Source organism: Streptomyces sp. AC558_RSS880, assembly GCF_019049255.1.
Taxonomy (GTDB): Bacteria; Actinomycetota; Actinomycetes; order Streptomycetales; family Streptomycetaceae; genus Streptomyces.
In genome coordinates this window covers 1-7,661 of record NZ_JAGMUJ010000103.1, presented here as the reverse complement: position 1 = coordinate 7,661, position 7,661 = coordinate 1, and the positions used below count along the sequence as shown (strand labels likewise).

The 7,661-nt window shown below is 70.2% G+C and carries 9 protein-coding genes; 3 read left to right on the top strand and 6 right to left on the bottom strand.

All coding sequences use genetic code 11. The features are described 5' to 3' along the window. The first annotated feature begins 114 nt into the window (after nucleotides 1-114). On the top strand, nucleotides 115-1,809 hold the full coding sequence (locus KUM38_RS28220; RefSeq protein WP_217133280.1) for a threonine/serine exporter family protein: 1,695 nt from the start codon (nucleotides 115-117) through the stop codon (nucleotides 1,807-1,809). Between the two features lie 149 nt (nucleotides 1,810-1,958). On the opposite strand, the gene KUM38_RS28215 is transcribed toward KUM38_RS28220, so the two are convergent. From KUM38_RS28215 to KUM38_RS28200, 4 genes are all read right to left on the bottom strand, one after another. Beyond that, on the bottom strand, nucleotides 1,959-2,852 hold the full coding sequence (locus KUM38_RS28215; protein ID WP_217133278.1) for a DedA family protein: 894 nt from the start codon (nucleotides 2,850-2,852) through the stop codon (nucleotides 1,959-1,961). 189 nt (nucleotides 2,853-3,041) lie between these two features. Then, complete coding sequence (locus tag KUM38_RS28210; protein ID WP_217133276.1) at nucleotides 3,042-3,803, bottom strand: MerR family transcriptional regulator; 762 nt, start codon at nucleotides 3,801-3,803, stop codon at nucleotides 3,042-3,044. 106 nt (nucleotides 3,804-3,909) lie between these two features. Next, the gene (locus KUM38_RS28205; RefSeq protein ID WP_217133272.1) at nucleotides 3,910-4,131 is read right to left on the bottom strand and encodes a DUF397 domain-containing protein; all 222 of its coding nucleotides are present in this window, start codon (nucleotides 4,129-4,131) and stop codon (nucleotides 3,910-3,912) included. Continuing rightward, nucleotides 4,124-4,918 (bottom strand): helix-turn-helix transcriptional regulator, encoded by a 795-nt coding sequence (locus tag KUM38_RS28200; protein WP_217133271.1) that lies wholly within the window; start codon nucleotides 4,916-4,918, stop codon nucleotides 4,124-4,126. The genes KUM38_RS28205 and KUM38_RS28200 overlap by 8 nt, the downstream gene beginning before the upstream one ends. A gap of 121 nt (nucleotides 4,919-5,039) precedes the next feature. On the opposite strand from KUM38_RS28200, the gene KUM38_RS28195 reads away from it, so the two are divergent. Together KUM38_RS28195 and KUM38_RS28190 are read left to right on the top strand one after the other, a co-directional pair. Next, entirely contained in the window at nucleotides 5,040-5,345 is a 306-nt protein-coding gene (locus KUM38_RS28195) for a hypothetical protein (RefSeq protein ID WP_217133269.1), read from the top strand. Then, nucleotides 5,342-5,668 (top strand): hypothetical protein, encoded by a 327-nt coding sequence (locus KUM38_RS28190; protein WP_217133267.1) that lies wholly within the window; start codon nucleotides 5,342-5,344, stop codon nucleotides 5,666-5,668. The genes KUM38_RS28195 and KUM38_RS28190 overlap by 4 nt, the downstream gene beginning before the upstream one ends. 33 nt (nucleotides 5,669-5,701) lie before the next feature. On the opposite strand, the gene KUM38_RS28185 is transcribed toward KUM38_RS28190, so the two are convergent. Further along, on the bottom strand, nucleotides 5,702-6,343 hold the full coding sequence (locus KUM38_RS28185; protein WP_217133265.1) for a PadR family transcriptional regulator: 642 nt from the start codon (nucleotides 6,341-6,343) through the stop codon (nucleotides 5,702-5,704). 51 nt (nucleotides 6,344-6,394) lie between these two features. After that, on the bottom strand, nucleotides 6,395-7,661 hold a 1,267-nt coding region (locus KUM38_RS28180), incomplete at its 5' end, for an aldehyde dehydrogenase family protein (RefSeq protein WP_217133262.1).

Sequence of the window (7,661 nt, the reverse complement as noted above, 5' to 3'; positions counted from 1 at the left end):
ACGGGCCGCACGCGCGCGTGCGGCCCGTTTTGCCGTGCGTGCGCATACTGAGGCTGTACGGGGCAGGTTTACGGACGGTCTCACGGACGGTGTCGTAAAGGGAGAGCGGAGCAGGTGAGGGACGCGGAGGACCGCAAGCCGCAGTCGGACGAGGCGAGGAGCGCGTTCACGCCTCCCTCCGGTGTCACGGCGCCGGCCGAGGCCGAGTCGTCGACGACCTCCGAGTTCGCCGTCCCCGAGGGGCTGGCCGTCCCGGCGACCGGTACGGAGTCCGAGACGACCTCCGAGTTCGCCGTTCCGGACGGCTTGGAGGTGTCCCCGCCGCCCCCGGACGGGACGGAGGGGTCGGCGTTCAGCACGCCGAGCACCTACAGCGCGAAGCAGCCGGCCGCGTTCACCCCGGCGAGCGGGATCCCGCTGGTCAGCCTGGCCAAGGACGTGCCGTGGCAGGACCGGATGCGCACCATGCTGCGCATGCCGGTGACCGAGCGGCCGGCGCCGGAGCCGGTGCAGCGGCACGACGAGGCCGGGCCGGCCGTGCCGCGCGTGCTCGACCTGACCCTGCGCATCGGCGAGCTGCTGCTGGCGGGCGGCGAGGGCGCCGAGGACGTGGAGGCGGCGATGTTCGCCGTGTGCCGCTCCTACGGTCTGGACCGCTGCGAGCCCAACGTCACGTTCACCCTGCTGTCGATCTCCCACCAGCCGTCCCTGGTCGACGACCCGGTGACCGCGTCGCGCACGGTGCGGCGCCGCAGCCCCGACTACACCCGGCTGGCGGCCGTCTACCAACTGGTGGACGACCTCAGCGACGACGAGGCGCACGTCTCCCTGGAGGAGGCCTACCGCCGGCTGGCGGAGATCCGCCGCAACCGGCATCCGTACCCCGGCTGGGCGCTGACCTCGGCGAGCGGGCTGCTCGCGGGGGCGGCGTCGGTGCTCGTCGGCGGTGGCTTCCTGGTGTTCGTGTCGGCCGCGATCGGCGCGATGCTCGGCGACCGGCTGGCCTGGCTGTGCGCGGGGCGCGGACTGCCGGAGTTCTACCAGTTCACGGTGGCCGCGATGCCGCCGGCCGCGATCGGGGTGGCGCTGACGCTGGCGCACGCGGACGTGAAGGCGTCCGCGGTGATCACCGGTGGGCTGTTCGCCCTGCTGCCCGGACGGGCGCTGGTGGCCGGCGTGCAGGACGGCCTGACCGGCTTCTACATCACGGCGTCCGCGCGTCTGCTGGAGGTCCTGTACTTCTTCGTGGGCATCGTGGCCGGGGTGCTGACGGTGCTGTACTTCGGCGTGCAGCTGGGCGCCAGGCTGAACCCGGACGCGGCACTCGGCGTCTCCGACGACCCGCTGTGGCAGATCGCCGCGTCGATGCTGCTGTCCCTGGCCTTCGCGGTGCTGCTCCAGCAGGAACGGTCCACCGTGCTGATGGCGACCCTGAACGGCGGGGTCGCCTGGGTGGTGTACGGCGCGATGCACTACACGGGCGACATCTCGCCGGTGGTCTCCACGACCGCGGCGGCGGGCCTCGTGGGCCTGTTCGGGCAGTTGCTGGCCCGGTACCGGTTCGCGTCCGCGCTGCCGTACACCACGGCGGCGATCGGGCCGCTGCTGCCCGGTTCCGCCACGTACTTCGGCCTGCTGGGCATCGCCCAGAACGAGGTCGACTCGGGGCTGACGTCCCTCACGAAGGCCGTGGCGCTGGCCATGGCCATCGCGATCGGGGTGAACCTCGGGTCGGAGATCTCGCGGATCTTCCTGCGGATCGGGTCCGCGGAGAAGCGGCGGGCGGCGAAGCGGACGCGGGGGTTCTAGCGCGGAGGTTTCGGCGCGGGCGCCCTTTAAGTCTCGGCGCCCTCCGGCTCGGGACCTCGTGTACATCGGCGACCGCGGGCCGGTGGGGGCTTGTCGCGCCCGCGCGGCGGAGCCGCACGTCGGTGCGGCCCCGCGCCCCTCAGGTCGGTTCAGTGACCGCGGTTGTAAGGCTGCTGCTGGTTGTAGTACTCGTCGCCGTACGGCTGCTGGGGCTGCTGCTGCGGGTAGCCCTGGTTGCCGTACGGCTGCTGGGGCTGCTGCTGGTAGCCCTGCTGGGGGTAGCCCTGGTTGCCGTAGTGCTGCTGCTGGGGCTGCTGCGGAGCGGCCGGGGTGATGCGGCGCAGCTGGGTCGTGGCGTCGTCCATGACCGGGTGCTGGGGCTGCTGCGGGGCGGGGGCGGCGGCCGGGGCCTCGGCGGCGGCGCGCTTCTTCTTCCCGCGCTCGCGCAGGTACTCGACGATGATCGGCACCACGGAGACGAGGACGATCAGGACGAGGATCGGCTCGACGTTGGTCTTGATGAACTCGATCTGCCCGAGCCAGTAGCCCGCGAGGGTGACACCGCAGCCCCAGGCGACACCGCCGATGAGGTTGTACGTGAAGAACGTGCGGTACTTCATGCGGCCGGCGCCGGCCACGATGGGCGCGAACGTGCGCACGATCGGCACGAAGCGGGCCAGGACGATCGCCTTGGGGCCGTACTTCTCCATGAACTCGTGCGCCTTCTCCAGGTTCTCCTGTTTGAAGAGCTTGGAGTTCGGCCGGTTGAACAGCTTGGGCCCGAAGAACTTGCCGATCATGTAACCGACTTGGTCGCCGATGACGGCGGCCAGCACGATCAGCGTGCACACCAGCCACAGCGGCTGGCTGATGTAATTGCCCTCGGCCACGAAGAGACCCGCCGTGAACAGCAGGGAGTCACCGGGCAGGAACGCGAAGAGTCCGGACTCCGCGAAGACGATCAGCAGGATGCCGGGGAGGCTGAAGGTCTCGATCAGGTAGTCCGGGCTCAGCCACTCAGGGCCGAGCGCAAGCGTGGTCACGGGGATGTGGCTCCTGCAGCTGGGGGTCAAGGGCTGGGCTGACTGCCCAAATTATGAACGCAGTCGTCGGGGCCCAGGTTCCGCGGGGGTACCCAGGATGCCCTGTCCTCCGCCCCGGAGAAAGCTGTGAGCCGGTGCCGTACGGAATACGCGCTGGTCGTGGCCCGGGAGTGAGCCGGGCCACGACGCTCAGGCGGTGTGCCGGACGGCGTTCGCGAGGATCGCGTCGCGCATGTAGGCGGCGAGGCCCGGCTTGGCGGCGTCGATGTTCCGCGTGAAACGTTCGTCCGAGACGTACATCTCGCCCAGGCAGGTGTGCATCTCGTACCCGCAGTCGTAGTGGTTGCGGGCGATCCCCCGCCGGTGGTCCTCGGCGGCGTCCATGGCCGCCTCGGAGCCGGCGGGCTCACCTGCCTCCATGAGGGCGACGAAGCGCCGGGTGAGCTCGTCGGCCTCGTTCTGGATGCGCTGCCAGTCCTCCTTGGTGTACGAGGCGGCCCGCTGCTGCGACTGGCGGTAGGCGTCGGTGTCGCCCCAGCGCTCCTGGACCTCCTCCTGGTACTGGTCGGGGTCGAAGTCACCGAAGACCTCGAACTTCTCCTCAGGCGTGAGGTTGATGCCCATACTGCGTGCCTCCATGGCGTGCTCCACGGCCGCCGCCATCTTCTGCAGCCTCTCGATCCGGGCGGTCAGCAGGTCGTGCTGGCGGCGCAGGTGCGCACGCGGGTCCGCGTCCGGGTCGTCGAGCAGGACGGCGACCTCGTCGAGCGGGAAGCCGAGCTCGCGGTAGAACAGGATCTGCTGGAGCCGGTCGAGGTCGGCGTCGCTGTAGCGCCGGTGCCCCGCGTGGCTGCGCTCGCTGGGCACGAGCAGGCCGATGTCGTCGTAGTGGTGCAGCGTGCGCACCGTGACGCCGGCGAATCCGGCCACCTGTCCCACGGAGTAGCTCACTTCCGCTCCCTTCTCGGTACGCGCCCCAGCCTGGGTCCTCACGCCACGTGAGGTGCAAGCCGGTTACCGATTCGTCCGCGAAGGAGCGGCGGGGCCGTGCAGGCGGTCAGAAGGGGAAGCCGCCGCTCCTGACCGCCGTGACGAACGCCGACCAGGCGGACGCGGGAACGATCACGGCGGGCCCGTGGGGGTTCTTCGAGTCGCGTACGGGAACGCCCCGGCGGTGGCCGTCGAGGACCTCGAGACAGCTTCCCCCCTCGCTGTTGCTGTAGGACGACGCACGCCAGTCCGTGCGTGTGGAAGCGTCCGGTATGCCCTGGTCAGTCATGATGCCCGTAGTCCTTCGCTAGTGCCCTCAGCATGGCCAGAGACTCCTTCAGCGGCAGAGCGTCGCTCAGCGCAAGATCGTAACGACCTCGCAGCTCCCGGACCACTGATGGGGAGTCGTGCACCACTCCCATGCGCATGCCTTCGCTGTAAGCCACTGGGGGCTGATCCTCGAATTCCATCAGCGTGAGCATGCCGTCCATCAGGGAGTGGAAGCCCAGCGCGAACGGCAGCACATGGATACGGACGCGTCCCGACTCCGCCAGGAAAACCATGTGCATGATCTGCTCCGCCATGACCTCCCGGCCGCCCACGACCCGCCGTAGCACCGCCTCGTCCAGCAGCGCCCAGACCACGGGCGTCACCGGATCGTCCAGGATCTTCGCCCGCTCAAGGCGTGTGACGACGAGCCTGTCACGTTCCTCTTCACTCACAGGAGGGAACGACGTGCTCAGAACCGCACGCGCGTACCGTTCCGTCTGGAGGATGCCCGGGACGAACGACAGGGCGAACTCCCTGATCATCACCGCTTGTTGTTCGAGCAGCCGGGCCGCCTCGAAGTAGTCCGCGACCGCCACGTCCTCCTGCGGCAGGAAGCGGCTCAGCACGTTCCCCGTGTTCAGCACGTTGTCCAGCCGCCGCGCGTCCTCCTTCGACGGCACCCGGCGCCCCGCCTCGATGTGCGCGATGTGCGTTCGCGTCATGACCGCCGCTTCGGCCAGCTGCTGCTGCGTCAGCCCCGCCGCCTCGCGCTGCTCCTTGAGCCAGTCGCCGTAGTTGGTGCCCACGAGATCAACTCCTCTGTGACAAATGGTCTGTCACCCCGAACCCTCTGGCGAGCCTAATACGGGCCGTTTCACTCTGTTCGCGGATCGCTACACACCGCGACATCGATCACGGAGTCACCTCATGCTCGACCTCATCGCCCGCCTCCTCGGACCGCTGCTCGGCCTCGTCGCCCCCGCCACCGGACGACGCCGGCTCGACGCACGGGACGGATACGACCCCCCGCCCACCGAGGGTCCGGCCCCGCGCCGGTTCGGCGCACGCCCTCTGCGCGGCGAGGACCACAGCCTCGTGCGCCCCTACGTCATCGCGCACGAACGCCGAGAACAGGAGCGACGCCGACGAGCCCGGCGCCGCTCCCTGCTGATCGCCCCGCAGGGCGTCCACCTGCTCCCGTACCCGACGCACCGCCTGGGACTGACCGCATGACCCATCACGCCCTCACCCCCGCCCGTCTCCTGCCCTGGGCGGGCCCCGAAGGCAAACCCTGCTACCTCCTGAGTGACGGCGGCGGACGCCTCTCCCGGGCCGCCGACATCGCCGAGGGCGTCCAGCTCGACATGGCCGCCGATCTGCTCGCCCACCTCGCCGACATGCTCCGCGACGACGAGCACGTAAGCGCCGTCCAGCTCCGCTACCTCCTGGCCCGCATGGGCGAGGCCCTGACCGACGTGTGCCGCATCGCGGAGAGCAGGGGCGCCCGTCTGCGCGTGTACACGGACGTCAAGGAAGGTACGGATCGGGACGGTTGAGGGGTCACCTCACTGCGCATCGGGCGAGCTCGGTCAGCGGTCGTCCCCGGGATGCCGTTCCCCCGACGCGTACGGGTTCTCCTCGCCCTCGGCCAGTACGGCGACGAACGGCTCACCCTCGCCCGCGAAGGTGTAGGCGCCGCCCCTGATGCGCTCGATGAGCCCCCGGGTCCACTCGGCGCCGGTGTCGGCGGAGTGGACCCAGAAGTCCATGATCTCCCCGATGTGGCCCAGCTGACCGGGGCCGCCCTCGGGCGTGTAGTACTCGGTGACGGCCTTGCGCCACTCCTCGATCGCACGCATCCGCTGCTCGAGGAGCGCGAGGGCCTCCGCGCGTTCGAGGTCGACCATGAGTCCGAGCCCCGCCGACAGCACGTCCGGCTTCTGGTCGTAGGAGGTCAGGGCCTCCCGCAGCAGCCGGAAGAACTCCTCGGTGCCCTGCTCGGTGATCTCGTACTCCGTGCGCGGCGGGCCGCCGGCCGTGGACGGAGCGATCTCGTGCGCGTGCAGCAGCCCCTGCTTCGCCATCTGCTTCAGCGCGTGGTAGATCGAGCCGGGCTTGGCGTTGGACCACTCGTGCGCGCCCCAGTACTCCAGGTCGTTGCGCACCTGGTACCCGTGGGCCCGCCCGTGCTGGCGCACCGCGCCGAGCACCAGGAGACGGATCACTGACATGTGCCCAGCCTAGGACCCCCGGGGACCGGCCCCGAGGGCTGCCCCGCCCGCTCAGAACGGGAAGCCGCTCCGGCCGTGCTGCACCGAGATCCACTTCACCGTGGTGAAGGCGTCCAGCATGGTGTCGCCGTTCAGGCGGCCGACGCCCGAGTGCTTCTCGCCGCCGAAGGGGACGATCGGCTCGTCGTGCACGGTGCCGTCGTTCACGTGGAACATGCCGGTGTCGATCCGCTTGGCGAAGTTCACACCGCGCTCGATGTCACCGGTGTGCACGGCGCCGCTCAGGCCGTACGGGGTGTCGTTGACGATGCGTACGGCCTCCTCCTCACCGTCGAACGGGACGAGGAAGGCGACGGGCCCGAACACCTCCTGCCGCAGCAGGGCCGAGTCCGCGGGCAGGCCGGTGAGGACGGACGGCTCGACCAGGTTGTCCCTGCGCGCGCCCCGGACCAGGGCGGTGGCGCCCTCGGCGAGCGCCTGCTCGACCACGCCGGACAGGGCGTCCGCCTGACGGGAGTCGATCACCGGGCCGATGACCGTCTCCGGGTCGCGCGGGTCGCCGGCCTTGAGGGTCCTGACCTTGGCGACGAACTTCTCGGTGAACTCGTCGGCGACCGACCGGTCGACCAGGATGCGGTTGGCGGCCATGCAGACCTGACCCTGGTGGACGTACCGGCTGAAGACGGCCGCGTCCACGGCGTAGTCGAGGTCGGCGTCGTCGAGGACCACCAGCGCGCTGTTGCCGCCGAGTTCGAGGATCGAGCGTTTGAAGAGGGAGGCGCAGACGGTGGCCACGTGGCGGCCGACCGCGTCCGAGCCGGTGAAGGAGATGACCTTCGGTACCGGGTGCTCCAGGAAGGCGTCGCCGATCTCCGCGATGTCGGTGATGACGACGTTGAGCAGACCGCCGGGCAGGCCCGCGTCCTCGAAGATCTTCGCGACCAGGGAGCCGCCGACGACCGGCGTGTTCTGGTGCGGCTTGAGCACCACGCCGTTGCCGAGCGCGAGCGCGGGGGCGACCGACTTGAGGGAGAGCAGGAAGGGGAAGTTGAACGGGCTGATCACGCCCACGACGCCGACGGGCACGCGGTAGACGCGGTTCTCCTTGCCGTCCACCGGCGAGGGGACGATCCGGCCCTCGGGGCGCAGCGCCAGGTGGACCGCCTCGCGCAGGAACTCCTTGGCGAGGTGCAGCTCGAAGGCGGCCTTCAGGCGCGTGCCGCCGAGCTCGGCGACGATCGCCCCGGCTATCTCCTCCTCGCGCTCCTCGACCAGTCTGAGCGCCTTCTCGAACACCGCGCGGCGCGCGTACGGATTG

Excerpts from the sequence above, each read along its gene's own strand:
- KUM38_RS28205 (WP_217133272.1), bottom strand. The coding sequence starts at position 4,131 with ATGACTGACCAGGGCATACCGGACGCTTCCACACGCACGGACTGGCGT.
- KUM38_RS28190 (WP_217133267.1), top strand. The coding sequence starts at position 5,342 with ATGACCCATCACGCCCTCACCCCCGCCCGTCTCCTGCCCTGGGCGGGC.
- KUM38_RS28195 (WP_217133269.1), top strand. The coding sequence starts at position 5,040 with ATGCTCGACCTCATCGCCCGCCTCCTCGGACCGCTGCTCGGCCTCGTC.
- KUM38_RS28185 (WP_217133265.1), bottom strand. The coding sequence starts at position 6,343 with ATGTCAGTGATCCGTCTCCTGGTGCTCGGCGCGGTGCGCCAGCACGGG.